The sequence below is a fragment of the Streptomyces sp. NPDC034086 genome, assembly GCF_055575515.1.
On the sequence record NZ_JBVISM010000001.1, the window covers coordinates 576,979 to 602,512 of the forward strand.

The 25,534-nt window shown below is 72.0% G+C and carries 23 protein-coding genes and 1 pseudogene; 14 read left to right on the forward strand and 10 right to left on the reverse strand.

Annotated features, from left to right (window positions below; all coding sequences use genetic code 11):
* The first annotated feature begins 167 nt into the window (after nt 1–167).
* The 5 genes from ACZ514_RS02630 to ACZ514_RS02650 all read left to right on the forward strand — a co-directional run bounded on the left by ACZ514_RS02630 (nt 168) and on the right by ACZ514_RS02650 (nt 5,445).
* On the forward strand, nt 168–1,085 hold the full coding sequence (locus ACZ514_RS02630) for a hypothetical protein (RefSeq protein WP_469123897.1): 918 nt from the start codon (nt 168–170) through the stop codon (nt 1,083–1,085).
* A 4-nt stretch (nt 1,086–1,089) separates the two neighbouring features.
* The gene (locus ACZ514_RS02635; protein WP_469123898.1) at nt 1,090–3,234 is read left to right on the forward strand and encodes a SpoIIE family protein phosphatase; all 2,145 of its coding nucleotides are present in this window, start codon (nt 1,090–1,092) and stop codon (nt 3,232–3,234) included.
* A gap of 211 nt (nt 3,235–3,445) precedes the next feature.
* Nucleotides 3,446–3,931: a cation:proton antiporter regulatory subunit gene (locus ACZ514_RS02640; protein WP_469124185.1), complete on the forward strand. Its 486-nt coding sequence runs from the start codon at nt 3,446–3,448 to the stop codon at nt 3,929–3,931.
* Nucleotides 3,932–3,936: 5 nt separating this feature from the next.
* Entirely contained in the window at nt 3,937–5,187 is a 1,251-nt protein-coding gene (locus tag ACZ514_RS02645; RefSeq protein WP_469123899.1) for a cation:proton antiporter, read from the forward strand.
* Between the two features lie 111 nt (nt 5,188–5,298).
* Nucleotides 5,299–5,445, forward strand: a complete 147-nt coding sequence (locus tag ACZ514_RS02650) for a hypothetical protein (RefSeq protein ID WP_469123900.1) — start codon at nt 5,299–5,301, stop codon at nt 5,443–5,445.
* 185 nt (nt 5,446–5,630) lie between these two features.
* Here ACZ514_RS02650 and uppS read toward each other — a convergent pair whose 3' ends face one another.
* Both uppS and ACZ514_RS02660 read right to left on the reverse strand, forming a co-directional pair.
* Nucleotides 5,631–7,310 carry a polyprenyl diphosphate synthase gene (gene uppS, locus ACZ514_RS02655; RefSeq protein ID WP_469123901.1) on the reverse strand — a complete coding sequence of 560 codons (1,680 nt, stop codon included), beginning with the start codon at nt 7,308–7,310 and terminating at the stop codon, nt 5,631–5,633.
* Between the two features lie 168 nt (nt 7,311–7,478).
* Nucleotides 7,479–7,814, reverse strand: coding sequence for a hypothetical protein (locus ACZ514_RS02660; RefSeq protein ID WP_469123902.1), 336 nt, complete (start codon nt 7,812–7,814; stop codon nt 7,479–7,481).
* A gap of 496 nt (nt 7,815–8,310) precedes the next feature.
* Here ACZ514_RS02660 and ACZ514_RS02665 point away from each other — a divergent pair, with 496 nt between their 5' ends.
* Nucleotides 8,311–8,847 (forward strand): SMI1/KNR4 family protein, encoded by a 537-nt coding sequence (locus ACZ514_RS02665; RefSeq protein WP_469123903.1) that lies wholly within the window; start codon nt 8,311–8,313, stop codon nt 8,845–8,847.
* 217 nt (nt 8,848–9,064) lie between these two features.
* Nucleotides 9,065–10,609 (forward strand): hypothetical protein, encoded by a 1,545-nt coding sequence (locus ACZ514_RS02670; protein WP_469123904.1) that lies wholly within the window; start codon nt 9,065–9,067, stop codon nt 10,607–10,609.
* Nucleotides 10,610–10,859: 250 nt separating this feature from the next.
* Here the strand turns inward: ACZ514_RS02670 and ACZ514_RS02675 are convergent, their stop codons facing one another.
* The 4 genes and pseudogenes from ACZ514_RS02675 to ACZ514_RS02690 form a co-directional block, all read right to left on the reverse strand.
* Entirely contained in the window at nt 10,860–12,194 is a 1,335-nt protein-coding gene (locus ACZ514_RS02675; protein WP_469123905.1) for a cytochrome P450, read from the reverse strand.
* A 98-nt stretch (nt 12,195–12,292) separates the two neighbouring features.
* Nucleotides 12,293–12,928, reverse strand: a complete 636-nt coding sequence (locus ACZ514_RS02680; RefSeq protein ID WP_468162914.1) for a VOC family protein — start codon at nt 12,926–12,928, stop codon at nt 12,293–12,295.
* 70 nt (nt 12,929–12,998) lie between these two features.
* A pseudogene (locus tag ACZ514_RS02685) lies at nt 12,999–14,504 on the reverse strand (alpha/beta hydrolase family protein).
* A 198-nt stretch (nt 14,505–14,702) separates the two neighbouring features.
* The gene (locus ACZ514_RS02690) at nt 14,703–15,752 is read right to left on the reverse strand and encodes an alpha/beta hydrolase family protein (RefSeq protein ID WP_469123906.1); all 1,050 of its coding nucleotides are present in this window, start codon (nt 15,750–15,752) and stop codon (nt 14,703–14,705) included.
* A 134-nt stretch (nt 15,753–15,886) separates the two neighbouring features.
* Here ACZ514_RS02690 and ACZ514_RS02695 point away from each other — a divergent pair, with 134 nt between their 5' ends.
* The gene (locus ACZ514_RS02695; protein ID WP_468162908.1) at nt 15,887–16,525 is read left to right on the forward strand and encodes a GNAT family N-acetyltransferase; all 639 of its coding nucleotides are present in this window, start codon (nt 15,887–15,889) and stop codon (nt 16,523–16,525) included.
* A 7-nt stretch (nt 16,526–16,532) separates the two neighbouring features.
* The gene (locus ACZ514_RS02700) at nt 16,533–17,417 is read left to right on the forward strand and encodes a PaaX family transcriptional regulator C-terminal domain-containing protein (protein WP_468162906.1); all 885 of its coding nucleotides are present in this window, start codon (nt 16,533–16,535) and stop codon (nt 17,415–17,417) included.
* Nucleotides 17,418–17,453: 36 nt separating this feature from the next.
* On the opposite strand, the gene ACZ514_RS02705 is transcribed toward ACZ514_RS02700, so the two are convergent.
* From ACZ514_RS02705 to ACZ514_RS02720, 4 genes are all read right to left on the reverse strand, one after another.
* A complete protein-coding gene (locus ACZ514_RS02705; RefSeq protein ID WP_469123907.1) occupies nt 17,454–17,771 on the reverse strand; it encodes a hypothetical protein in 318 nt (105 codons plus the stop codon).
* A 30-nt stretch (nt 17,772–17,801) separates the two neighbouring features.
* Nucleotides 17,802–18,224, reverse strand: coding sequence for a hypothetical protein (locus ACZ514_RS02710; RefSeq protein WP_469123908.1), 423 nt, complete (start codon nt 18,222–18,224; stop codon nt 17,802–17,804).
* 259 nt (nt 18,225–18,483) lie between these two features.
* Nucleotides 18,484–19,590, reverse strand: coding sequence for a glutamate--cysteine ligase (locus ACZ514_RS02715; protein WP_469123909.1), 1,107 nt, complete (start codon nt 19,588–19,590; stop codon nt 18,484–18,486).
* 318 nt (nt 19,591–19,908) lie between these two features.
* Nucleotides 19,909–20,541 (reverse strand): hypothetical protein, encoded by a 633-nt coding sequence (locus tag ACZ514_RS02720; protein WP_469123910.1) that lies wholly within the window; start codon nt 20,539–20,541, stop codon nt 19,909–19,911.
* 452 nt (nt 20,542–20,993) lie between these two features.
* Between ACZ514_RS02720 and ACZ514_RS02725 the strand changes: the two genes are divergently transcribed.
* From ACZ514_RS02725 to ACZ514_RS02745, 5 genes are all read left to right on the forward strand, one after another.
* Nucleotides 20,994–22,952 (forward strand): APC family permease, encoded by a 1,959-nt coding sequence (locus tag ACZ514_RS02725; RefSeq protein ID WP_468163339.1) that lies wholly within the window; start codon nt 20,994–20,996, stop codon nt 22,950–22,952.
* A 216-nt stretch (nt 22,953–23,168) separates the two neighbouring features.
* Entirely contained in the window at nt 23,169–23,396 is a 228-nt protein-coding gene (locus tag ACZ514_RS02730) for a hypothetical protein (RefSeq protein ID WP_469123911.1), read from the forward strand.
* A gap of 209 nt (nt 23,397–23,605) precedes the next feature.
* Nucleotides 23,606–24,493, forward strand: a complete 888-nt coding sequence (locus tag ACZ514_RS02735; RefSeq protein ID WP_468162896.1) for an STAS domain-containing protein — start codon at nt 23,606–23,608, stop codon at nt 24,491–24,493.
* Nucleotides 24,494–24,510: 17 nt separating this feature from the next.
* Entirely contained in the window at nt 24,511–24,897 is a 387-nt protein-coding gene (locus ACZ514_RS02740; protein WP_468162894.1) for an STAS domain-containing protein, read from the forward strand.
* The gene (locus ACZ514_RS02745; protein WP_468162892.1) at nt 24,881–25,354 is read left to right on the forward strand and encodes an anti-sigma regulatory factor; all 474 of its coding nucleotides are present in this window, start codon (nt 24,881–24,883) and stop codon (nt 25,352–25,354) included. The genes ACZ514_RS02740 and ACZ514_RS02745 overlap by 17 nt, the downstream gene beginning before the upstream one ends.
* Nucleotides 25,355–25,534: the final 180 nt, after the last annotated feature.

A 25,534-nucleotide genomic window follows, 5' to 3' on the forward strand; every position in this document is an offset into this window, starting at 1 on the left:
GAGGAGGGCGAGCGTCCCTACGAACGGCCGCCGCTGTCCAAGGGCTACCTGCTGGGCGAGGACGAGCGGGAGACGGTCTACGTCCACCCGTCCCAGTGGTACGCCGAACATGACGTCGACCTGCGCTGGGCACCACCGTCACCGCGATCGACCCGGCCGGACACGAGGTGGCGCTCGCCGACGGCAGCCGGTTCGACGCCGACGCCATCATCGTCGGGGTCGGCATCACCCCCAACACCCAGCTCGCCACCGACGCCGGCCTCGACGGTCAGAGGGGTCAGTCCCGCCTCCCGCCCCCTGGCCGCGCCGCGGCAGACCCGGACAGGGCACAGCCGGTACGCGCAGTTGCCGTACGACGCCCCGGTCGGGCGCTCGGCCGCGGCCGTCACCCGCGGCGACTCCGCGGACGGGCCGCACCTGGACCCGCCCACGCCGCCGACCCCGTCAACGCGAACGCGTGGGGAACCGCTGCGGGCGCCTTCGTCGGCACACTCGCCTTGACCACCGCGCTGCGCGCCGCCGGCGAGCTGAGGCTGACCCGCATGGACCTGCCGTTTCTCCTCGGCACGGCGGTGACCGTCAACCGCACCCGCGCCAAGGCCCTCGGCTACCTGATGCACTTCCTCCACGGGCAGATCCAACGGGCCCGGCACTCCAGTGGTCACCGTCCTTGCCCACGTCGGCTACGGAGCGATCGTCGGCGGCTTCACCCTGACGCCCTGATCCCGGCGCTCAGCCGGACAGGCCGCGACGCAGGTCGCGGGCCAGTACCCGGCCTGGATGCCGTCATCCACCGGCGGGCGTACTGTCCGAATAGGGGTGACGTTCGGTGTGAGTGGCGCGGTGCCCTGCTCGAGTCGATGGCTCGTGGCCGCCGGTACTGCCGCCCCGTGTACCGGAAGGCGGCCTGGCGACAGTGGCAGCGGGAGGTGAGAGTTCGCGCCATGATGGCACAGGCCAGCCCCGGTCTGCTGCTTCAGGCCCAGGCCCAGGCCCAGGCCGGTGCTGGCTCGCGTATCTCCGTGGAGGCCGTCCGCAGCCGCTCCGGGCGCACACGGGGATCCCCCTCCGTCGACGCAAGGTGAGCGCATGCGCGATCCGGCCGAATCCGCCGCAGCCCAGGACGCCGCGTGCCTGGAGGAGCTTGATGCCGCCCTGGCGGAGGTCATGCGCGACACTGTCGCCTCGGTGGGACTTCTCTATCTCCGGCCGCCCGGTGAGCAGCTGCTGCGCCTCGCCGTGGCCTCTGGTGCTTCACGGCAGATCACCGCACCGTGGTCGCGGATCCCAGCCGATGCGCCGATCCCGGTGGCGGACGCGATGAGTCAGCGGTGCCTGGTGTGGCTGGGCAGTCAGGAAGAGGTCGCGCGCCGCTACCCGCGGCTCGGGCTCGTACTGCCGTACGACTTCATGCTGGCCGCAGCACCCATCACCAGCGCCACCGCGGTGTGGGGCGGTGTCGTCCTGCTCTGGCCCGTCTGGCATCCCCCGCAGCTCAGCCGGCACGAGCGCGATGCGATCACCGCATGCTGCCACCGAGCGGGGCTGATGCTGCAGCAGCACGCCGCCGGGACAGGCAAGCCGCTGCGACCGCCGGAGGAACCACGTCTGCTGCCACCGCCGCCCTCCCGCGCAGCTGATCCGGCCGAGGCACTGGCCGCTCTGGAATTCACCGAGCGCCTGCCCGTGGGCTGCTGCGCGCTCGACCTCGACGGCCGGCTCACCTTCATCAACCCCGCCGGCGCCGACATGGTCGGCGCGGGGGCCGCCTCCCTGATCGGCAGGCGCCCCTGGGAGGTGCTGCTGTGGCTGCGTGAACCGGTCTTCGAAGACCGATACCGAGCCGCAGTCGTCACTCGCCAAACCACCTCCTTCACCGCCTTGCGCCCACCGGACAAGCAACTGACCTTCCAGCTCTACCCGGATCATCGCGGCATCAGCGTGCACATCACCCCCACCACTACCGGACGAGCCGCACCCGCCGCTCAACGGCAACGCCCTCCGTCAGCCGCGGAACCGGTGGGGGCGATGGCGCTGTACCACCTCACCCATCTGGCCACCGCCCTCACCGAGGCCGCCGGGGTCGGCGACGTGGTCAACCTGGCCGCCGACCAGATCGTCCCCGCCTTCGGACCCAAGGCCCTCGCCCTGATGACCGCGGAAGAGGGCCGACTGCGCATCGCCGGCTACCGCGGATACACCGCCCACCTCATGGACCGCTTCGATGCCCAACCCCTGACCTCCGGCTCTCCGGCCGCGCGCGTACTTGCCACCGGCAGGCCCGACTTCTTCGCCACCTTCGCCGACCTCAAACGCGCTTACCCTCCGGCCGTGCACCAGGACGAGATGGCCGCCTGGGCCTCTCTGCCCCTGATCGCCTCCGGCCGCACCGTCGGCTCCCTCGTCCTCGCCTACGACCGCCCCCGCCCGTTCCCGCCGGCAGAACGCGCCCTGCTGACCTCCGTGGCCGGGCTGATGGCCCAAGCGCTCGACCGCGCCCGCCTGTTCGACACCAACCAGCAGCTCGCCCACACCCTTCAAACCGGCCTGCTGCCCCACGCACTCCCGGTCATTCCCGGCATGGACGTCGTCGCCCGTTACCAGGCAGCCGGCCGCCGCATCGACATCGGCGGCGACTTCTACGACCTCATCCGCTGCGATGCGGCCACCGCGGTCGCCACCATCGGCGACGTCCAGGGCCACAACATGAACGCCGCCGCCCTCATGGGACAAGTCCGCACCGCCGTCCACGCCCACGCCACCGCCGGCACACCCCCCGGTGAAGCCCTCGCCCGCACCAACCGCCTCTTGACCGACCTCGACCCCGGCCTGTTCACCAGCTGCCTCTATGCCCGCCTCGACCTCGCCCACCACCGCGCGGACCTGGCCACAGCCGGACATCCCCCACCCCTCCTACGCCATCGCGACGGCCACACCGACGTGCTCGACGTGCCCCCGGGACTTCTCCTGGGCATCGACCCGGACGCGGATTACCCCGCCATCAGCGTCCCGTTCCCGCCCGGAGCCCTCCTCGCCCTGTACACCGACGGACTTGTCGAAACACCCGGCACCGACATCGACGACTCCACCACCGCTCTCGCCAGGCAACTCACCGAAGCCGGACACGAGAGCCTGGACGTCCTTGCCGACACGCTCCTGCGCCAGGCCGAACGCGCCGCACCACGCAACGACGACATCGCCCTGCTCCTCATCCGCGCGCAGGCCGGACCATGACCGCAGGTCCGACGGGATACGCCGACGCCGTAACGCCTTTCGCGCCGCCCGGCCGAGCGGCCTTTCTGCTCACACAGCCGGCTGCCGCGGGCACGCCCTGGCGAGCCCACGCATGCGGGTGGCGAAGTGCTGGTGGATATCGTTGGTGGGAGCAGCAGCATCCGCGTCGCTCCTCTCTGCCCGCGCCAGCACACACCACCTGGGGTTCGCCGTGCCCGTTCCACGTCTGAGCAGTACGCCGCTACCGGGCATCGGGGTCCGTTACGACCTGACCACCCGTGAGCATCGCCGTCTGTCGGTGATCGCGCACCGCGACGGGACGCGGACGTTGAACGCCTACCGCCGGGACGATCCGGACGAGTGCGCGCTGTCGGCGAGGCTGACCGCGGGCGAGGCGGAAGCGCTGATCGACGCGTTGATGCCCGCCCACCACAGCCCGAACCTGCTCTCGACCACCGATCTGGGGCTGGTGGCCGAGCGGATCGAGTTGTCCGCGCACTCGCACTGGAACGGTCGGGTGCTGGGCGAGACGCGGACGCGTACGGAGACGGGGGTGTCGATCGTCGCCGTCCTCAGGCGGGCGGGGGCGATACCTTCGCCGGCGCCGGACTTCAGGCTGGCGGGCGGGGACACCCTCATCGTGATCGGTACCCGTGAGGGTGTCGAGGCCGCGGCAGCGATCCTCGGCCGGGAGTGAGCGGTATGCACTCCTCCGCGGTCTTCCTGATCGAGTTCGGGGCGATCATCCTCGCCCTGGGGCTACTGGGCCGGTTCGCCGGACGCTTCCAGTTCTCCCCGATACCCCTCTACCTCCTCGCCGGCCTCGCCTTCGGCAAGGGCGGCCTGCTGCCGCTGGGCACCAGTGAGGAGTTCGTCGCGATCGGCGCCGAGATCGGCGTCATCCTGCTCCTGCTGATGCTGGGCCTGGAGTACACGGCCAGCGACCTGGTCTCCAACCTCAAGACCCAGTACCCGGCCGGACTGGTCGACTTCGCCCTCAACGCGCTGCCCGGTGCCGGCATGGCCCTGCTGCTCGGGTGGGGGCCGGTCGCCGCCGTCGTACTGGCCGGCGTCACCTGGATCTCGTCGTCCGGCGTCATCGCCAAGGTGATGGGCGACCTGGGCCGGCTCGGCAACCGCGAGACCCCGGTCATTCTGAGCATCCTGGTCCTCGAAGACCTCGCCATGGCCGTCTACCTCCCCATCATCACGGCCCTGCTGGCCGGGGTGAGCCTGGCCGCCGGAAGCCTGACCCTCGCCATCGCGCTCGGTGTCGCGGGCCTCGTCCTCTTCCTCGCCGTCCGCTTCGGACGGGTCATTTCCCGCTTCGTCTCCAGCGACGACCCCGAGAAGCTCCTCCTCGTCGTCCTGGGCCTGACCCTGCTGGTCGCCGGCATCGCCCAGCAGCTCCAGGTCTCCGCCGCTGTCGGCGCGTTCCTCGTGGGCATCGCCCTGTCGGGGGAGGTCGCCGAGGGTGCGCACAACCTGCTCAGCCCGCTGCGGGACCTGTTCGCGGCGGTGTTCTTCGTCTTCTTCGGCCTGCACACCGACCCTGCCAGCATCCCGCCGGTGATCCTTCCCGCGCTGGCGCTGGCCGTGGTCACGGCCGGCACGAAGATCGCCACCGGCTACTGGGCGGCGCGGCGTGCCGGGATCTCCGTCAAGGGCCGCTGGCGGGCCGGCGGCACGCTCGTCGCACGCGGCGAGTTCTCCATCGTCATCGCCGGGCTCGCCGTCACCGCGGGCATCGAGCCCGCCTTGGGCCCGCTGGCCACCGCGTACGTCCTCGTCCTGGTCATCCTCGGACCGCTCACCGCCCGCTATACCGAGCCGATCGCGACTTACCTCACCGGTCAGCGCCGAAGGACTCCGCGCCTTGATCCTGCGCGGGTCCAGTCGCCAGCCGAGGAATCCTTGGAGCCGGTGGACGACGGCACCGCGGGCCGGGCATGAGCGAGGGCACGTGGGCGGTCATCACCCACAGGGACGCTGTGATCCTTTCTGGCCGCCCTGGCCGTCTACCTCGGCGGGGCCGCCGGCTTCGCCAGAAACCTGCCACGGTTCGTGCTCAAAGACGCGGAATGGATGCGGGAGACCGGCAAGGACCCCGTCCCCAGCGCTGACCTCACCCTGCTGATCGTCCTGTGGCCCGCGAGCCTCGTGTACCTGTGGTGGCGGATCGCGACTAGGCGACGCGGATCCACTCCCTGAGCCGATGTCGCCACCACCTCAAGACGCCAGGTGCCGACTGCCCCGAGCGTCGGCTCCAGGCCCGGGCCGGGAGGGGGCCAGGCCTCGCCCCGGGCCATGAATGCGGTCCCGGTACGCCGCTTCCCTCGCCGCCCGAGCCCGTCGCGGGAGGCGGCGTACGGGCCGGACCGGTGAAGCCGCTTCTTCTACTGTCCCCTCGGCATCGGGGCGGTGTTCTCGATGGGTGCGGTGCCGTAGCGGCGCTGGCGTTGGGTGTAGGTGGTGATGGACTGCCATAGGTCCCGGCGGTCGGTGTCCGGCCAGTAGGGGGAGGTGAAGAGCAGTTCGGCGTAAGAGCTTTGCCAGGGCAGGAAGTTGGATGTGCGTTGTTCCCCGCCGGTGCGCCAGAGCAGGTCGACGTCGGGGAGGGCAGGGTGGGGCAGATGGCCCGCCAGGGTGCGCTGGCTGATGTGCGCGGGTTGGATTTCGCCGGTCACGGCCGCCCTGGCGAGGCTTTGGGCGGCTTGGGCCAGCTCGCTGCGACCGCCGTAGTTGACGCACATGGTGAACGTGAGCCCGGTGCGGTGCCGGGTGGTCCGTTCGCGCTCCCGGAGCCCCTCGACCAGGTCCTCGGGAAGTCCGTCGGGCACGCCTGCCCAACAGAACCGCAGATCACGGTCGAACAACTCCTGGTCCGCGATGTTGTCGCGTACCACGTCCAGGATGGCTCCCACCTCGGTGGAGGAGCGGTTCCAGTTCTCGGTGGAGAAGGCGTAGACGGTCAGATACGGCAGGCCGATCTCCAGAGCGCCGTCCACGACGTCCCGCAGTGCGTCGGCTCCCGCCCGGTACCCTTCGGCGCGGGGCAGGGCGCGGGCGGCGGCCCAGCGGCCGTTGCCGTCCATGACGATGGCCACGTGCCGGGGCAGCGCCTCGGGGTCGAGGGCGGGGGGCCGGGCTCCGGACGGGTGGGGTGCCGGGGGCAGGACCTGCGCGCGGGGGGCGGGCAGGCGGCCGGAAAGGTCCGCTGCAACACGATGCTCCCGCGGGATGCGCGCCGTGGCCGTACGGCGGGAGTAGGGGCTGAGTTTCCAGGCCATCGCTGCCGCCGCGCGGGTGGGCAGCAGGATCCGCTGCCGGGCGGCGGAGGAGAGGGCGACCGTCTGGGACAGGAGAGAGGCGCCGGCTTGTTCGACCTTGCGCACCTCGGCCAGGGCCACGCTCGTGAACGCCCGGGTGAGCAGGGCCGAGGTGACGCACCAGTGGACGGTGGGATCGTCGGGACGCAGCCATGCGCGCGCCCGTTCGGTCGCGGCCCGCACCAGGCGGCCGGTGGCCGGTGTCCACCGGCGGGCGAGGAGGTCGTCGGCGGTCACTCCGCACGCATCCAGCGCTTCCACGGGGAACTTCACATAGCCGCGCCCGAAGTCTTCGGCGAAGTCCCGCAGGTCGTCGGCCAGCTGAAGACCGATCATGATGTCCACCAGTACTGCTTCGTGCCCCGCGGACATGACCAGAGGCGTTCCGAGCCGCGAAAGGACGAAGTCCATCACCGTGAGGATCGGGCCCATGACCGCTCGTTGGTACTCCGCCCATTCCTGCCATGTCTGCGGGGTGGCCTTGACGGCGTCCCGCGTGATCCGTTCATTCATCAGCCGAAAGCTGTCGGCCGGCAGGTCGAGCGTCCGCGTCAGGTCCACCATCGCCCGGCGCACGGGATCCGTGCTGTCACCGCGCTCGAGGTCTTCTTCCAGCATGCTGATCCACGCCGACACCTGTCCCTGACGCTCGTCCGCCGACGCCGCTCCGTTGTCCGACAGGTCGTCGATCACCATCATCGCTGCCACCACCGGAGACATACCGAGCCGTACCTCGGCGGGCAGCACTCCCAGGCAAGCGCTCTCGCCCGGGTAGCGCCGCCGGACCAGGCGCCAGCACACCCTGTATGCCTCCCGCAGACGTGCGTCGAGAAGGCCTGCCCTGGAGTGAACGGTATGGATCACGTGGCCTCCACGCAGCTGGGACAAGCGGGACTGGGGGAAGGACTGGTGCCCTCACTGGAACGTCAGCGTTCCGGTGGCGTGCAGGGTGCGCGGCGAGGCCGCGTCCCCGCCGCGCAACCGGTGTGAGGAGAAGGCAAGAACAGCCTGTTCGCCCCCCAGTTGAGGCCTCCGGTCCGCGATGAGCCGCGCAGCCCGCTGGGAGGCACCGTCCTTGGGCACCGGCAACCCTGTACCACGTAGATCTCCGAAGCCGACGGCCACGACGACCACCGCGGCGACCGCCACCACGCCCCACACGACCATGCCTGCAACGCCGAAAGCGCGAAACAGCCACGAGCAGGTCGTCGACGTCGCAGCGGCAGCAGCATGATCTTCTTGTCCGGCCACCTCCCTGCAACGATCACTCCACAGCGGCGGTTACGCAGGCAGAACCAACGAATGCGTCCCCTGTTCCGTTGGACGCTCACGGGTAGGACACCTGTCGATCCGTGGCTCGGACCGGGGCCGCCTCCGCGCTCTTTCCTGCGCCTCACCTACGCACACCCGTGCAGCACGCCTGGTACGCCGGCGGGAAGGGCTCGCAAGGTGGCCCGCAGCGGTGCGGCTGGCCGGAGCTGCAGGGCGGCTGTGGCCCGCAACGCCCGGTCTGCAATCGCCGCGCGAGCGAGGCCCTGGCAGCCGTCTGCGGGCAGGCCTGGGCCCGCCGGGCACGGTGGGTCGTCTGTGAAATGCCGGGGCGGAAGGTGATGGTGGCGAGGGATGGAACGCATGCGCGGAGTACCATCCCCGCAAGGTTCTCCGGCCGGTACTTCCCCACCTCCGCAGTGGCGTGGTCGGACGGAGACATCCCAGTGGAGAGGACAGAGGGCACAGCGCGGTGAGTGTGGCTGAGACGTGGTCACGTGTGATGAGCCTTCTTCGAGAGCACGCGCCGGCCGATCACGCGGATCTGCCGGGGCCCGCTACGGAGCAGATGCTCGCGGCGGCCGAGGAACGGATGGGGATCTCCCTTCATGGGGACCTGCGGACGTGGCTGTCGCGGAACAGTCTGGATCTGCCGGAGGAAGACGTCGACGACGACGTGATGTGCTGCGGCTTCGACGGGTTCCCCGACGAGGGAAGCTTCTTTCTGGGCATCCGGGCGATGGAGAGGCTCTACGCGAATCACCCCTTGTCCGGTGGGAGCGAATGGCGCGAGGAGTGGATCCCGTTCCAGTCGGACCGGGACGGCTGGATGGGACAGTTCGTCGACGCGAGGGACGGACGTATCGGCAGATGGTTCGTGGGTGCGTCCACGGTCACCGGCGAGTACGCGTCACTGGCTCACTACTTCGACTCCGTGGCGGAGATGCTGACGAGGATCGGCGCGGGGGACCACCCGGTCTGCTCCGTTACCGAAGGCCGACTTGTCTGGTCGTGAGCCGGCTCCCCACTGGACGACGGCCACGGCCAATGCGTCCTCACCCCGGAACGGCGATGAAACGCACCAGCGTTGACGTCCCAGGGGTGAGGACGGCTGCGGCGATGACGGTCATCCCGACGCGACGCGACGACCACAACCACGTTTCCCAGGACTCCGACTCCGCTCGATGACATGCTGGTTGGGCTACAGGCCGAGCGGGGACAGGGGGAACGCGATGCTGGTACACGCGGCGGTACGCCAAGGGGACTGGACCGTCACCCGCCACCGTTCGTTCGGGTCCGGGTACCTGGACGAGGTCGAGGCTCTGCTCCGGGTCGCCGGCCCCGCGCGAGCACCGGACGACGACAACGCGGACTGGCGCAGGCTGGACGCTCTGCTGCTCGAGCGCACGGTGACGGTGGACACGGACGGCTGCGCCACCGCCGGCGATCTGAAGACGCGCTGTCTGGAGGCGGCGTTTCGTGCTGGTCTGGCCGGACCGGCGAAGGGTGCGCGACCCCCGATGGTCTGGATCACGGATTCCGCTTCCGACCGGGAACTGCCGGACGCCCTCCCGCTGGACGAAGCGGACCTCGACGACGGTGCCCTGCTGGTGCTGAACATCGAGGAAAGCCCCACAGCGGACTACAGCGTGGGCCCGGCCCCCAACGCCGCCGCCCTCTTCCAGCGCCTCCAGCTCACCGCCAACGCCCAGGACGCCGATTCCAGCCCCCGTCTCTTCGGCGTCCTGCTGTACACCGACGCCGACGTGGAACTGGCCACCTACGTGCGCACTCACCTGGACGATCTCAACGCTCTGTCGGGCCCGGCCACATGCGTCTTCGTCATCGAGGAGCAGCGCGGTCCGGACGCGGTGAAGCGGTACTGGCGTCGGCATCTGGAACCGGAGCTGTACCGGGTCCTGGCGCCGCTGCGCTGGCTGGACTGGCAGCCGTACGACGCCCAGGGGGCTTATGAGGTCGCCGCCGCCCTCGGTGTCGACCCCGCCCTGCTGCCCTGCCTGGTCCTGCTGGCCCCGGGGCACACCGCGGCCGGCGCACCGGGTCCGGCAGACCGGATCGTCTTCCCCGTCCACGAAGCCACCCCGGCTTGGTTCCGCACGCTCTTCGGCCACCTCGCCCGGCTGATCGGGCCCACGGCCAGGCCCCCGGAGGTATCCAGCAGCGAACGATACTTCCGACGCATCCGGTACTTCTTCGACACGCCCGTCTCCGTGCAGACCGCCGTACGGCGCCTCAACGCGGCGCCGCCCGCCGACCGGGTCGCCGACAGCGAGGCGTTCGCCCGGGTCCGCGCCGCCGAGCAGGCCGTCCGGGACGCCCTCGTCCCGGCCTCCGTCGCGGTGGAGCGCCCAGAACACCACTTCACCGACTGCCGTGTCGTCATCCACTCGGGAACACCAGGAGCCACCGTGACGGAGAACTTCTACTTCCAGGGCGCCCACACCACCTTCATCAACCGGCCGGTCGACACCGTCGTACGCGACTTTCAGCACACCTACGCGCAAGCCCCCGCGCAGGACGACCTGACCCGCCTCCTCAGCCTGGTCTTGACCAGCCGGGACCTGCCCGACGCGGACCGTGAGGAGGCGGCCGGCGCGGTCCACGACCTGGCCCGCATCACCGCCGAGCCGGAGCCGGATACCGCCACCGCCCGCACTCGCCTTCAGCGGCTCCGCGACATCCTCGCCACCGGCGCCGATATTGCCCAGCCTGCACTGGCCATCGTGGCGTCGGTGGCGGGGACGCTAGCGGGGTGATCACACGTTCGCCGGCGCCGGCTTGTGCCCCTTCCACCGACGCAGAGTCCCGCTGCCGGCGTCCTCGACGACTGCACCCGGGAGCCGCCCCGGGAAGGGAACTGCATCAGCACCGCGGACCAGGTCCATCTGGAGGCCTCGGAGCCTCGATCAGGGGCTCACTTCACCGGCCCCCACGGGCAGGACTTCCACCGTGTCCCCGGATTCGTCGGTGGCCGGGATTCCCTGCGGGGCTCCCACGTGCCGGAACTCACTCTTCAGCGACGCGGGCAGGGGACCGGGCTCGTAGTGTGGCGCGCACCGTTGTGGAGGGATGGAGCTGCAGGCCGACCGTGGGGATCACTTTCCCGGGGGCGATGTCCACGTGGAAGCGCTGGGCCAGTGTTGCGATCACCAGGGTGATCTGGACCAGGGCGAACCGGGCACCGAGGCAGGCGCGGTGGCCGCCTCCGAGCGGGAACCAGGCGTGCGAGGGCGCCCCGCGTTGGGCGTGCGTGTCCCAGCGTTCGGGGCGGAAGGCCGTGGGCTGGGAAAACCAGCGGGCGTCTCTGTGCGTGACCCACGGGCTGCACCAGAGCGTCGTCCCGGCCGGGATCCGGACTGCTCCCAGGGTGGCTCCTTCCCGTGCCACCCGGGGAGGAATGATCCACGCGGGCGGGTAGAGCCGTAGGGCTTCCTTGACGATCTGCTGCGTCCAGGTCAGCTGCTCGTAGTCGGCGTAGGTCGGGGGCCGCCCGTCGAGCACGTGGTCGAGTTCCGCGGCGAGCTTCCTCCGGGCGGACGGCGAGGCCGAGAGCAGGTACCAGGTCCACGTCAGCGCGGTCGCCGTGGTTTCGTGTCCAGCGGCCCAGAGCGTCACCGCTTCGTCTCGTACCTCGGTGGCGGTGAGCGGCCGTCCTTCCCCGTCCCGGGCCGCGAGCAGCCTGCCCAGCAGGTCCTCGCCGCCGGCGCCGGCCCCTCCTGATGCCTTTCGGGCGTGGACGAGTTGACCGATCTCGGTGTCGACGGTCACGACGGCGTTGAGCAGGCGCCGGCGGGCGGGGGTACGCACCCAGGGCGGCAGGAAGAGTCCGATGCCCCGGAGCTCGGCGCCGATCTCTCGCCCGGCCACGGACATCGCGTCCCGTAGGGCGTGGGCCCGGTCGCCGATGTCGTTGCCGAAGAAGGTGCGGACCACGATCCGCTGGGAGAGCTGATCCATCTCCCGCAGTACATCGATCTGGGTTCCTTCCTGCCAGCGGTCGGCAAGCGCCACGGCGCAGTCGACCATCGTCGTGGCGTAGCGGCGTACCTGGAAGGGGCGGACGGCGGGCTGGACCAGGGACCGCTTGCGGCGCCATCCGGCACCCTGGCTGCGCATGATGCTCTTGCCGACCAGTTGTGTGAACGCCCAGCCGGCATCGAGATTCTCGAAGTGCCCTTCGTTGCTTCCCAGGAGCTCGGCGATGTGCTCGGGATGGGTGAGGGACATGATCTTCATCGGGCCGAGCGACCAGGTCACGACGTCCCCGAACTCGTCGCGCAGACGTTCCAGGAAGGCCAGCGGGTCGCGGCCGAACGCGGGGAGGTTTCCGAGCAGCGGCAATCGGCGTGGGCCGGCGACGGGGACGAAGGGGACCGGGGGCACTCCTCGTCAACGAGCAGTGCCGTGAACGGATGCGCGCGAAAGTGCTGTGGGGCCGGTCAGATCGTGACCGGGCCGTGGGCGGTGGCGAACTCGACCGAGACCAGGCCCGGTTCCTCGTCCTCGGCCCAGGTGACGTCGATCTGGTCGAGGGGGTGGTCGGCCGGTTCGCCGAGGAACTCGGCGATGGAGGCGGCGTCGCCGGCGATGGAGACCCCGCGGATGGTCGTCGAGGTGCGCGGGTCGGCGCTCGGGCGCTCCTCGGCGGGGACCAGCCACTGGAGGAAGTAGGGCAGCTGCGGGTCGTCCATGAGTTCCAGCAGGCCGATCTGCTTCCACCGCAGGTCGTACCCGTCGGGGCGGACACGGTGGCCCTCGGCCGAGGTGCGGCCGAGGCGGGCCTCGACCGGGGTGATGTCGTCGACGGAGACCACCCAGCCGAGCCAGCCGCCGCCCTCGGCGGCGCGGCGCGCGACCGCCCGGCCGAAGGGTGCGCGGTCGGCGGCGGGGTGGTCGAGCGTGGTGACGACCTCGACGTAGGTGCCGCCGCTCAGCGGGAGGATGAAGTTGCGGGTACCGAACCGCGGGTGCACCCCTCCGTCGACGAACCCGGCGCCGAGGGCCGATCCGATCCACTGGACGGTCGAGACGAAGCTGTCGCGGGCCACCGCGTAGGACACGTGATCAAGTCGCACTGCGCCATCATCACCCGGCGGCCCGCGCGAATCCCCGCGCCACGCGCGTCACGTACGCACGGAAGGCCGGTCACGGGGCCGGTGTGGCGGTTCCCCGTGCCCCTGGTGATGACGAGACCGTGCCGTAGGCCCTGAGGGTGCCGGCCAGGTCGCCGGGGTGGCCCCGCAGCGTGGCGTCCAGGAAGGCGAGGGTGGCCGCGGCGACGACGCGCGGGCTCTCGGTGCGGCCCAGGGTGCCGACGATCGAGGGCACCGGCGGCAGGTAGAGCGGGCCGTCCATGAAGGTGAGGTGTCCGGCGCCGGGGACGGTGAGCCGGTAGCTCGTCGCGGTGCTGTGCTGGAGGGCCTCGGTGAGCCGGGGCAGGTAGCGCGGGTCGGTGCCGGCGGTGATCTCCTGGGTGAGCGCGAGCGCCGGCTGCTCGAGGGCGGGTGCGGTGGGGCCGTGGGGGTAGCCGTCCAGGTCGACGACGGCGTCGAACCGGCGGTCCTGCCGGGCCGCCTGCAGGGCGGCGGCTCCGCCCAGGGAGTGGCCGGCCACCGCGGCGCGGCCGGTGTCGAGGCGTCCGGCGAGCGGGTCGCCGGTCTCGCCGTGGTCCAGTCGCTCCAGCCGGGAGAGTACGGAGCCGAGGTCGGCGGCCCGGACGGCCGTCCAGCCGGCGGCCAGCTCCTCGTCCCTGTCGCGGTCCCCGGAGAAGGCGGTGGTGGCACGGATGGTGCGGCCGTCGGCGAGTACGACGACGGAGGAGTCGTACGGGTGGTCGAGGGCGGCGACCAGATAGCCGTGGCTGGCCAGCTCCTCCGCCCAGGCGGTGTTCTGGGACCGCACCCCGCCCGACCCCGGGGAGAAGAGGACGACCGGGAACCGCTCGGTCCCGCCGGCCACCGGGGCATCGGCGACCGCGCGGCTGCGGGCCCTGGGGACGCCGTCGACCAGGAAACCGGGCAGGCCGACCCCGTCGGCGAGGGCCGCGGAGACGGTCCGCGCCTCGCCCTCCGTACGTCCCAGGTACTGGGCCCGGGGGACGCCCGCGGGGCTCTTCCGCGCCGGGTACCAGAGCTGGACCACGACGGTGCGCCGGTCGTCCGGATCGGCGGTGAAGCCCTCGGGGCGGAGCGGATCGGTCCACTGGACCACCCGGGTGCCGACCGCGAAGGCGCCGGTCGGCTCGGGGAAGACGGGCACGGGGAAGGCCCAGGCGGCCACCGGCCCGGCGGCGACCAGGCCGGCGCAGGCCAGCTATCCCGGCAGGGCCAGCCACCAGCGGGCCCGCCGTGCCGGCCGGCCGGCACCGCGCCGCAGCAGGGGCGGGAGGACGAACGCCGAGGCGACGGCGGCGCCGGACAGGACCGGCAGCATCTGCCAGCGGATCCCCACGACGCCCAGCACGATCGCCGACGGTACGAGCACCGCTCCCGCCACGACGGTGACGGGCCGACGGGCGGCCGGGGGCAGCCAGCGCACCACTGGCAGTGCGACGGCGCCCAACAGGACGAGGACTTCCGGAAGGGACAGGAACAGCCCCGGGATGGTTTCGGTCACCCGGCCATGCTCGGCGCCGGGCCCGCGCCGCCGCATCGCCCCCGGGTCGCCGTCGGCTGCGACCGGAGGCGCAACCGGGCGGGCCGGACCGGCGGCCGGCGTGCGACCGCGGGGGGTGGCGGGTCTCCTCCTGTGGTCGTACCCCGGCGCCTTGCGCTCCGACGGCGGGCTGATGCGCGGCGCGGACCCGCGGCCGCTCGCCGTGTTCACCACCGGCGTGGCCGGGGCCTTCGTTCAGTGGCCTGCGGACGTCTCGAGGAACCGCCGCTGGTCGTCCAGGAATCCGTCCGCGAAGAGCGAACGGGGGGAGAGGAGCGCGGTGAGCGTGGTCGTGAGGTCCGACCGCTCGATGGAACGCTTGAGCAGTGAATGGGTTCCGTCCGGGTACCGCCTGACCGTCAACGCGCCGCCTCCGTCCAGCGCACGGCGGTAGCCGCGTTCCGTGTCGGCGGTGTCGACGTTGATGTCGTGGCCGGCGAGGACCAGCAGGACGGGTACGCCGTGCAGGGCGCGGAGATCGTGCGTGGCGTCCGCGGTGTGGTTCCTGGAGATGAAGCCCCAGCGATCGGCGGTCATGCCGTTCGCGTCACCCCCCATCGCCCCGACGTACTCCTCGAAGGTCGCGCCGCGTTCCAGCAGCCGGCGCGTCGTCTCGCTCCTGGTGATCTCGGCCTGGACGCGGACCTCCGACGCGCCGTCGGCGTGCAGCCCGGCCAGCAGGTTGTAGCGGCCCTGCCGGAGCCAGTTGATCGCGGGCGAGACGGCGAGGACGAAACGCACGGGCGTCCTGGCGGCGATCTTCGGCATGACCCAGCCGGCCTGACTGGCGCCCCAGAGCCCGATCCGGCCGCCGTCGATGTCCGGGCGGGCACGCGCCCAGGCGATGGCGGCGGCGGCCTCGTCGGCCCGGTCGTCCATGGACTGGTCGAGCCAGTTTCCGGGTGCGCCCGCCACTCCGGGCTTGTCCCAGGACAAGGAGGCGTACCCGGCCTTGGCGTTCGCTTCCCACAGGGGCTTGTAGCCGTCGTCGTGGGTGGCGTTGACGGGACCGTCGCCGTGGACGTACACGACCAGACCGTGCCGCCGGCGGCCGTCCCTGGGAGTGGCCAGTACTCCGTTGAGGACGTGGCCGCCGTGGCGTATCGAGACCCGTCGCTCCTCCATGGCGTACGTGTTCTGCCACAGCACCACGCCGATGAGGCCAGCGGCCACGAGCAGGACCGGGACGAGCGACCACACGGCGATGCGGAGCCCGCGCCGTCGGGGCTGGAGCTTGGGGGACATGTCGTCTGACCGCCTCTGTTCGGTTCTTCACGCAGTATCGGAACTATCACTCATGGAACGACCGTTCATCAAGTGATAGTTTTGCCGGAGGATGCGGCGACCACAGGACGCAGCGACAACAGGGGGGCAACGGCATGGGATCCGACACGACGGGCACGGACACCGGCACCGGGCCGGTGACGGTCCGGCGGGGCGTACCGGACGGAGCCGAACGGCGGGCGGCCGAGCTGTACTGGGACGCCTTCGGCCGCAAACTCGGCCCCGCCCTGAACCCGCCGGACAAGGCGGTGCCCTTCCTCGCCGCCCACCTGAACGCCGACCGCGCGGTGTGCGCGTTCCTCGACGGGCGCCTCGTCGGCCTCGCCGGCTACCAGCTCGGCGGCCGGGCCCTCACCGGCGGCTCGGCCGCCGCCGTGCTGCGTGCGTACGGACACCTGCGGGGACTGCACCGGCTGCCGCTCCTCGCCCTGTTCGCACGCCACCCGGCGCCCCGGCAGCTCGTCATGGACGGCATCGCCGTGGACCCGGGCGTGCGTGGCCGCGGCGTGGGGAGCCTGCTCATCGAAGAAGTGGCCGCGCTCGCCGCCGAGCAGGGCTGCCGGGAGATCCGGCTGGACGTGATCGACACCAACCCGCGTGCCAGGGCCCTGTACGAGCGGCGCGGCTTCACGGCAGTCCGGACCGAGCGCACGCCCTGGCTGCGCGGGCTGATGGGCTTCGGCGCGGTCACCACCATGCACCGCCCCGTCGGCGGGAACGGGCCGGGAGACTGAACACACCATGACCGAACACATCGAGATCCCCACCCGCATGCTCGTCCACGCACTGATCCGCGAGGACGGCACCGTCGGCGCGGACGAGCTCTACACCGTCGCCAACACCCTGGGCATGAGCGACCAGCAGGTGCGGCTGTGCGTCAAACGCCTCGTGGCCGAAGGCCGGTTCACCCACGAGGGCCGGGGCCGCAAGGCACGGCTGCACGCCGGCGCGGACACCCTGCGCACCCTCGCCCCGAACGCGGATTTCCTGCGGCACGCGTTCCGGCAGGACGCCGGGCTCGCGCCCTGGGACGGCGTCTGGCACCTCGCCGCGTTCGCGGTGCCCGAATCGGCGCGCACGGCCCGCGACTCCCTGCGCGAGACCCTCGTCCACCTCGGCGGCGCCCCGCTCCAGGGCGGACTGTACGTCTGCGCCAACCCCTGGGAACCGTACGTGGAGGACGCGGCCCGCCGCCTCGGCGCCCATGACGCGCTGACCCTCCTCACCACGACGGACCTGAGAAGGGGCGCCGCCCAGGAGCCCGCCGAACTCGCCCGCCGGCTGTGGCCCCTCCAGGAGATCGCCGAGCGCTACCACCGCCTCGACCGCCTCGCCCAGCCCCGCCTGGCCCGGCTCACCGGCCCCGGCCGGCTCGACCCCTCCGTACTCCTCACCATCGCGGTCGAACTGGCCGCCGAACTCACCCGCGCCATGGAACCGGACCCGCTCCTGCCGCCCGAGCTGCTGCCCCAGCCGTGGCCCGGCACCCGGGCCCGGGAGGTCGTCGCCCGCTGCTGGGCCGCCCTGCACCACCGAGAGCACGGCGAGGCCCGTCCGGTCCTCTTCCGCCTCTACGCCGACATCACCCGAGAAGCGGCGGACCGTACCGTGGACGGAGAAGGGTGAGACCGGACCGGCGGGCCGATTCCCGGCTCATGCTCCTCATCCCAGGTCTTCGCCGGCCAGCCGGAGCGCCAGTTCCTGGAGGATCCCCTCGGTCGACGGCTCGGAGCCGGTCTCGTCGTACGCGTCCGCGACCGCCTCGAAGGCGGTGATGAAGCCGCTTACCAGGGCGCTCAGCGGCTCGGACAGCTGACTCAGCACGGCGAAGCCGACCTCTTCGGGACCCGCCGCCGCGGGAACCGTGAACTGGTCCGGGATGACCTCGCCCAGCAGCTCCGAGACGAGGCCCTCGTCGACGTCGGCGCGCAGAGCCGTCAGGGCGGCGATGGCCTTGAGCTTGATCTCGTTCTCGGTCATGTTCCGAGGATGCCTTGGAGGACAGCGCACTCAGCGCACGAAGTGCGTGACCGTGCCGTGGTTGTCGGGAGAGGTCAGGCCCCAGAGGAACAGCCCCACGATGATGGCCAGCAGGATCAGCCCCGGCACGTTCTCGGACCCCCAGCTGACGGGCTGGCGCATCGGCGGGCCGGGTGTGGCGTCGTCGCGTGCGGTGTCGGAGTCGGCGCGCTGCCAGGGCGCGACATCGGCCTCGCCCCGGGCGATCCGCCCGGCCGCGCGGCGTACGTCCGCCGCGTGGTAGGCCGGCTCGCGGGTCAGGTCCGGGGAAGGCGTACCCGAGGTGCGTACGCCGTTGGCCCGTGCCACGGCCCTGATGCTGCTCGGCTTGATCTGCGGCCAGATCTCCCGGACCTCGGCCTTCGTCAGCCAGCCCTCCTGGTGCGCGGGGTCCTGCTCGTCCGCTGTCCCCATGCGAGGTCCGCCCCCCTCGTTCGCCGGTCACCCCTGGCTTGATACCCGGACCGCGCGGAGATCACCCGGCCGGGCGGGGAGCCTGCGCGCTCACGCCCACCGGGATGACCCCGTCCGGGCCTCCGCCGCTTCCGCCGCGGGTCGCACCGCCCGTGAGGCCTCCGGCCGGCCGGTCCTTCCGAATCCGGCCGACCGGTGGTCCGCGTCGCGTCCCGGCGGTCGCGGGTCCCGAGACGTCCCTCCGGTCCCGGGCCGCGTCTCAGGGTTTGACCGTCAGCTCCGCGCACCGGGTGACGACCGCCGCGAGCGTCTCCCCGCTCTCGTGCAGCCGGCGCTGGACACGGGCGCCGTTGCCCCGTTCGTGCAGGTGGGCGATGGCCTCCCGGACCCGCTCGTCGTCGCCATGGTCCACGAGGGCCTCCCGTACGTGCTGGTACAGGGCCTCGACGGCGTGCGCGGCCGAGGTCTCCCTCATGGTCTCGGGGTGCAGCAGCGGCCCGTCCAGACCCGAGCGGCCCGCCCGCCAGTTGGCCAGGCGCAGCAGGCTGGTGCCGATCCTGGCGGGAGGCTCGCCGTCGCGCCACGCGCGGGCCGCGGTCTCGACCAGACCGCGCGCGAGAGCGGCGAGCAGGACCGGAGTGGAGGCGTCCAGGCAGACGTCGGCCACCCTGATCTCCACCGTCGGATAGTTGGCGGACAGCCGGGCGTCGAAGTAGATCATGCCGACGTCCCGGAGCACCCCGGTGTCGATCATCGCCTGGACCTGCTCGTGGTACCGGTCGGCGGAGCCGAAGACGTCGACCGGCCCGGCGGACGGCCAGCGGTTCCAGACCCGGCTGCGGTAGCTGCCGTATCCGCTGTCCTCGCCCTGCCAGAAGGGCGAGTTCGCGCTGATGGCGGTCAGGACGGCCAGCCACGGCCGGATGCGGTCCAGGACCGCCACGCCTTCCTCGTCCGACTCGACCGAGACGTGCACGTGGCAGCCGCAGGTCAGCTGCTCCTGCGCCGTCAGGCCGAACTGCTCTCCCACCCACCGGTAGCGCGGTCCCGTACTCAGTGAGGGCCGTACCGGCAGCGGCGAGGTCGCGACGGCCGCCACCACGGCGCCCGCGCTCGCCGCGTGGTGCGCGGCGTCCCCGCGGATGCGGACGATCTCGTCGTGCAGCTCTCCCATGTGGGTCACCGGTTTGGTGGCGAACTCCAGTTGTTCCTTGTGCAGTTCCTTTTCGAACGCGTGGTCTTCCCCGCCCGGGCGCTGCCAGGCCAGGCGGTCCGCCGCCGCCAGAACCGCTCCGGAGACGGCCAGCGGTTCACCGCTGTGCTCGTCCACCAAGAGCAGTTCCTCTTCCACACCCACACTTCTCATACCGCCACCCGGGGATTGCGCTTGCAGATGGTCGTCGCCTGCCCTGCCTTCCGGCGACCATGCCACCACCGGCCCGCCGGTCCGCCGTGACGGGCGGCGCAGCCGCGCGCGGATGCCGGAGGCACCGCTCTCATGGCCCTGGATCACCCTCTCGTGATCCGCCGCCGAGGGCGGCGCCGACACACCGTCCACCTGGCGGGGCCGCTCCCGGCGCCGCGCACCGTACCGCCACGCCCACGCCGTCGACGCGCTCCGTACGCGGTCCCAGGGCGAGACGACGGCCCCGGTCGGGTCGGTCCGGGGCGGGTGGCGGACGGTTCAGCGGTGGCCGAGGAGTTCGACCAGTCCGACCGGGAGGAACGCGGGCCGGTGGGGCTGTCCGACCTGGTACGGCACGAAACCCAGGGAGGCCGCGACCCCGACCTCCTCGGCGGTCTCCGCCTGGAAGACGAGCCGGCAGTGCCCCGACCCGGTCCGCGCGCGCTGCCAGAGCACGGGAGCCGGTTTGCGTTCCGCCTCGGTGCGGGGGGTGAGGATCCGGCCGCCGAAGTCCTCCCAGGCGAAGGGCACGGAACCCTTCCACTTGGCGTCGACCTCCTTCTTCAGCCTGGCGGCCCGCTCGGCGTCGGTCGTGCCCCAGGAGGACGGCACGTTGGTGATCAGACCGACCGCGACGCGGCGCTCGCGCAGGGCGCGCAGGTAGGAGGCCGCTCCGGACCGGTAGGCGATGCTGCCGTCCTCGGCGGTGTGCACGAGGGTCTCGCCCAGGTCGAAGTACACGACGGGGCAGCCGCGCCCGTCGGCCGGGCGCGCGGCGGAGCCCCCGCCCGCGCCCCCGCCCGCGGTCCCGGGCGCCGCCGCACTCACGGTGGTGCAGAGCACGACCGACGCCAGGGCCGCACCGAGTACGAGGCCCACCCGGGACGAACCCCCGGAGGCTGATCTGTTCATGTGTCGCCACCCCTCTCCCTGTCCACCGCAAGGATGGAGGAAGGGCCGCTCCATGACCTACGGGTGCGGCGGGGTTTTTCTGCGGGCCCGTCGACGGCGCCCGCGCGTTAGGGATGCGTTAAGGGTTGACCGGCCCGGCGGCCGGTCGCGCGCCCCGCGGCGTCCCCCGGCCGCCGGGCGCACGGTACGGGCCGGGAGGGCCGGCTCACGGCCGGACCCGCTCCGGGCCTGGGCTGTTGCCGCCCGGCGGCTCGGCGGGACTGCTCGGTGACGGTCGGGGCACACGGAGCGGGAAGCGGTTCGGGCGGCCGCGCGGGGGGTGAAGGCCCGGGCCCGGGCGGCCCCATACTCGGTGATCGTCGCGCGGCCCCGGGCCCAGCGGCCCCGCGCACACATGCCACGCAGGCCAGGAAGGGTTGATGGGGGACATGAAGGAAACGAGCCGGCTGGTGATGCCGGAGGTGGTGGACAGCCCCGCCGCCGCACAGCAGCCGTCCGGTGGACTGGCGCGGTGGATGCTGCGCCACCGGGTCCAGCCGGTGGGGCCGGCGGCCGGTGAAGGCCATGCCGAGCCGCAGGCGTGGTGGAAGGTGATGTGCCTGACGGGTGTGGACTACTTCTCCAGCCTGGCGTACGTGCCCGCCATCGCCGCGCTCGCCGCCGGGGCGGTCTCCCCCCTGGCGACCCTGCTGCTCGTGGCGCTGACCCTGCTGGGGATGCTGCCGATGTACCGGCGGGTGGCGAAGGAGAGCCCCAACGGGGCCGGTTCGGTGGCGATGCTGGAGGACCTGCTGCCGTTCTGGTGGGGCAAGCTGTTCGTGCTGGTCCTGCTCGGCTTCGTGGCGACCTCGTGGATCATCACGATCACCCTGTCCACGGCCGACGCGTCCGTGCACGTGGTGGAGAACCCCTTCTTCCCCGCCGCGCTGCACGGCCACGAGGTCGCCCTGACGGTGGTGCTGCTGCTGGTCCTGGGCGGGGTGTTCCTGCTCGGGTTCAGCGAAGCCGTCAGCGTGGCCATCCCGCTGGTCGCGGTCTTCCTGGCGCTGAACGCCGTCGTCATCGGCGTCGGCCTGGTCCACGTCCTCACCACCCCCGGCGCCTGGTCGCAGTGGACGGACGCCCTCCTCGACGGCGGAGGGGGCTTCGGGCAGCTGATGGGGCCCGCGCTCCTGGCCTTCCCGCTTCTCGTGCTGGGACTGTCGGGCTTCGAAACCGGCGTGAGCATGATGCCCCTCATCGCCGCCGACGGCGAGGACCCCGAACAGCGGCTCCGCGCGCGGATCCGCAACGCCCGCCGCCTGCTGACCACCGCCGCCCTCGTGATGAGCGTCTACCTGCTCGCGGCCAGCTTCGTCACCACCCTCCTCATACCCCACGAGGCGTTCGAACCCGGAGGTGCCGCCAACGGCCGGGCCCTGGCGTGGCTCGCCCACGAACACGTCGGGGAGGCGTTCGGCACCGTCTACGACATCAGCACCATCCTCATCCTCTGGTTCGCCGGGGCCTCCGCCATGGCCGGGCTGGTCAACATCGTCCCGCGCTACCTCCCCGACTACGGCATGGCCCCCGAATGGGGACGCGCCGTACGCCCCGTCGTGATCGTCTACACCGCCCTGTGCGTCCTCATCACGATCGCCTTCGACGCCGACGTCGACAAGCAGGCCGGCGCCTACGCCACCGGCATCCTGGCGATGATGGTCTCCGGTGCGTTCGCCGTCACCGTCTCCGTCGCCCGCCGGCGCCGGCGCGCCGCCACCGTCGGCTTCGGCCTGCTCACCGCGGTCCTGCTCTACGCCCTGGCCGCCAACATCGTCGACAAGCCCGACGGCATCGCCATCTCCGCCTTCTTCATCGCCGGGATCATCGTCGTGTCGCTGGTCTCCCGCGTCTCGCGCACCACCGAACTGCGCGCCGACCGCATCGTGTTCGACGAGAACGCACGCCGGTTCATCGACGACACCCTCGCCCATGACGGGGCCATCAACATCATCGCCAACCGCCGCCAGGGCGGCGACCACGCCGAGTACAGCGCCAAGGAGCGCGAACAGCGCGGCGTCAATCCGGTACCCGGGCAGGCGGACGTCCTCTTCCTCGAGATAGACGTCGTCGACCCCTCCGACTTCAGTGACACCCTCACGGTCCGCGGCGCAGAAGTGGACGGCCACCGGATCCTGCGCGCCGACGCCCCGGCCGCCCCGAACGCCATCGCGGCCATCCTGCTGGCCCTGCGCGACGTCACCGGGGTCCAGCCGCACTGCTACTTCGCCTGGGCCGAGGGAAGCCCCCTGGTCCACATGGTCCGCTACTTCCTCCTCGGCCGCGGCGACACCGCCCCGGTCACCCGGGAGATCATCCGCAGCAACGAACCCGACCCGGACCGCCGCCCCGGCATCCACGTCGGCGGCTGACCCGCGCCGCACCACCCGCACCACCCGCCGCGCCCGACCACGGTCACGGCAAGCGAAGGTTCAGGCCAACGGCCGGACTGGTTTTCGGCCGTTCGCCGGCCGTTCGTCGGCCGGCCCTCCGCCGTCCGCCGCACCCGGCGACTGCATCCTTCGGCCTACCGTGGTTTCAGCCCTGCGGGGGACGCTGTCGCGACACCGTCGCGAGAGGGTTGATCCGTGCGGACAACCATCGGATACACCATCGAGAGCATCGGCTACGTCGTAGGCGCCCAAGGGCTCGTCAGCTTCGTGTCGCAGACCTTCTTCGGCACGGAGTGGGGCTGGCTGCACAAGGTCGTCGACCTTCCCCCCGCCGCCTACCTCGGCGTCGTCGTCGCCGGGCTGGCGCTCGTCGCCGGCGGGGTGAGGACGCGGAAGACGCCCGGACGCCAGGGGGCCGCCTGACCCCGGACACCCGCCGGCACGCCGCGCCGCGACCCGGCCGCCAAGCCCCCGTCACCCGGGAGGCCTTCGGCCGGTTCCGCCCGTATTGACTTGTTCGACCTTTCCCCGCCGGGCCCGCTGTGCGTATATTTGCCGTAGAGCAACTATTGACGTACATCAACTCTTGGTGCCGACGGGGGCGCTCGGGCAGCCAGTGAAGGGAGACCCGCGTGGTCAGCAGTGCGGCCGGTACGGCCGATGTCCGACGTCTCGTGGTGGAATCGCTGAAGGGCCGGGCCGACGACATAGCTGACCGCTGGGTCCTGCTCCAGATGGACCGGGCCCCCATGGACCCCGCGCACGGCGAGCGCGACCTGCGGTACGAAGCGGACGTGCTGGCCTCCGCGCTCCTCGGCGGTCTGGACAGCGCGCTGCCCGTGGAGCAGGTGGCCGCCGAGCACCCCGAACTGCGCGAGGCGGTCCGGGACCTGTCGCTGCGCCGGGCGCGGGCCGGGGCGGCGCCGACGGCGACCTCGCTGTCCGTACTGGCCCTCAAGGAGGTCCTGCTCGGGATCGTCCAGGAGAGCATCGACGACACCCGCGCACTGCTCGCCGCGGCGCTGCTGATCAACCGGCTCCTCGACGCGGCCGGAGCGCTGTCCTTCGCCACGTACGTGGAAGGCCGCGAGGACATCATCCGGCGGCAGAGTCGGCAGCTGCTGGAGGTCTCGACACCGGTCGTCCGGCTGTGGCGGCAGGTGGTCGCGGTGCCCCTGATCGGCACCCTGGACACCGCGCGCACCCAGGTGGTGATGGAGAACCTGCTCCAAGCCATCCAGGACGAGGACGCCCAGGTCGCGATCATCGACATCACCGGGGTCCCGACCGTCGACACGGCCGTGGCCCAGCACCTGATGCAGACCGTGCGGGCGGTGCGCCTGATGGGCGCGGACTGCGTCATCAGCGGGATCCGTCCCACCATCGCCCAGACGATCGCGCAGTTGGGCATCGACCTCTTCGACATCCTCACCCGGGCCACGCTCGCCGAGGCCCTGTCCGAAGCCATGAAGATCACCGGCGGTTCCGCGCCGGCGCCCCGTGCCCCGGTCATCCGGTGACGGCGCCGTCCTCGGCCGTGCCGATCCTGCGTCTCGGCGACGTGCTGGTCACCGGGCTGCTCGACGAGCTGGACGACAAGTCGGCCGTCGCCTTCGCGCGGGAACTCACCGAGCGGATCTCCGCCGACCGGGCGCGGGGCGTCCTCATCGACATCTCCCGCCTGGAGATCATCGACTCGTTCGTGGCACGGAACCTGATGGAGGTCACGAGCATGGCCCGCTTGCTGGGAGCCAGGGTGATCATCGCGGGGATGCGCCCTTCGGTGGCCATCACCCTCGTGGAGCTGGGGATCGAACTGACCGGCGTGGAAACGGCGTTGCACGCCGAACAGGGCATGGCCGCGCTGGGCTGGACCCGGACGGCGCCGCCCCGGGAAGGGGCGCCCCATGAGGCCACTGGCTGACGGCAAGCACACCAGCGACGGTGGCCATCCGGATGCCCCGCAGCCGGCCGTCCGCGACGACGGACCCCTCCGGATCCCGTTGACCACGGAGGACGACCTGCTCATGGTCCGGCACGCCGTCCGTTCGGCCTCCGTCGAGGCCGGCTTCTCCATCATCGACCAGACCCGCGTGATCACCGCCGCCAGCGAACTGGCGCGCAACGCCTACGTCCACGGCGGCGGCGGGAGCCTGACCATCGACTCCGCGCGGGACGAAGGACGCACCGGACTGCGCCTGACGATCAGTGACAACGGACCGGGCATCCCCGATCTGGAGGCCGCGCTGACCGACGGCTACAGCACCGGGGTGGGCCTGGGCCACGGGCTGGGCGGCGCGCGCCGCCTGATGGACGAGTTCGAGGTGCGCACGGAGCCGGGCGCCGGTACGACGATCATCACCACGCGGTGGCGGCGTTGACGTCCCGCGGAGCGTCATCGGTGCCGCCCCCGGGCGCGGGAGGAGCGGTGAGGGACGCCCCGCGGGCCGCGGGGCGGCTCTCCGCGGGCGTCCGGCTCACCCTGCGGAGCCCCCCGAAGACGCTGTCCGCGCTTCCGGGCCACCCGCGGCACGCGGGCGGAGCGGCGGCGGTAACGGCTC

Bases quoted from the DNA above. Each gene is read 5' to 3' on its own strand.
- ACZ514_RS02705 (WP_469123907.1), bottom strand. From the start codon at position 17,771: ATGACCGAGAACGAGATCAAGCTCAAGGCCATCGCCGCCCTGACGGCT.
- ACZ514_RS02645 (WP_469123899.1), top strand. From the start codon at position 3,937: ATGCACTCCTCCGCGGTCTTCCTGATCGAGTTCGGGGCGATCATCCTC.
- ACZ514_RS02725 (WP_468163339.1), top strand. From the start codon at position 20,994: ATGCCGGAGGTGGTGGACAGCCCCGCCGCCGCACAGCAGCCGTCCGGT.
- ACZ514_RS02720 (WP_469123910.1), bottom strand. From the start codon at position 20,541: ATGAACAGATCAGCCTCCGGGGGTTCGTCCCGGGTGGGCCTCGTACTC.
- ACZ514_RS02715 (WP_469123909.1), bottom strand. From the start codon at position 19,590: ATGAGAAGTGTGGGTGTGGAAGAGGAACTGCTCTTGGTGGACGAGCAC.
- ACZ514_RS02695 (WP_468162908.1), top strand. From the start codon at position 15,887: ATGGGATCCGACACGACGGGCACGGACACCGGCACCGGGCCGGTGACG.
- ACZ514_RS02635 (WP_469123898.1), top strand. From the start codon at position 1,090: ATGCGCGATCCGGCCGAATCCGCCGCAGCCCAGGACGCCGCGTGCCTG.
- ACZ514_RS02745 (WP_468162892.1), top strand. From the start codon at position 24,881: ATGAGGCCACTGGCTGACGGCAAGCACACCAGCGACGGTGGCCATCCG.
- ACZ514_RS02690 (WP_469123906.1), bottom strand. From the start codon at position 15,752: ATGTCCCCCAAGCTCCAGCCCCGACGGCGCGGGCTCCGCATCGCCGTG.
- ACZ514_RS02670 (WP_469123904.1), top strand. From the start codon at position 9,065: ATGCTGGTACACGCGGCGGTACGCCAAGGGGACTGGACCGTCACCCGC.
- ACZ514_RS02710 (WP_469123908.1), bottom strand. From the start codon at position 18,224: ATGGGGACAGCGGACGAGCAGGACCCCGCGCACCAGGAGGGCTGGCTG.
- ACZ514_RS02700 (WP_468162906.1), top strand. From the start codon at position 16,533: ATGACCGAACACATCGAGATCCCCACCCGCATGCTCGTCCACGCACTG.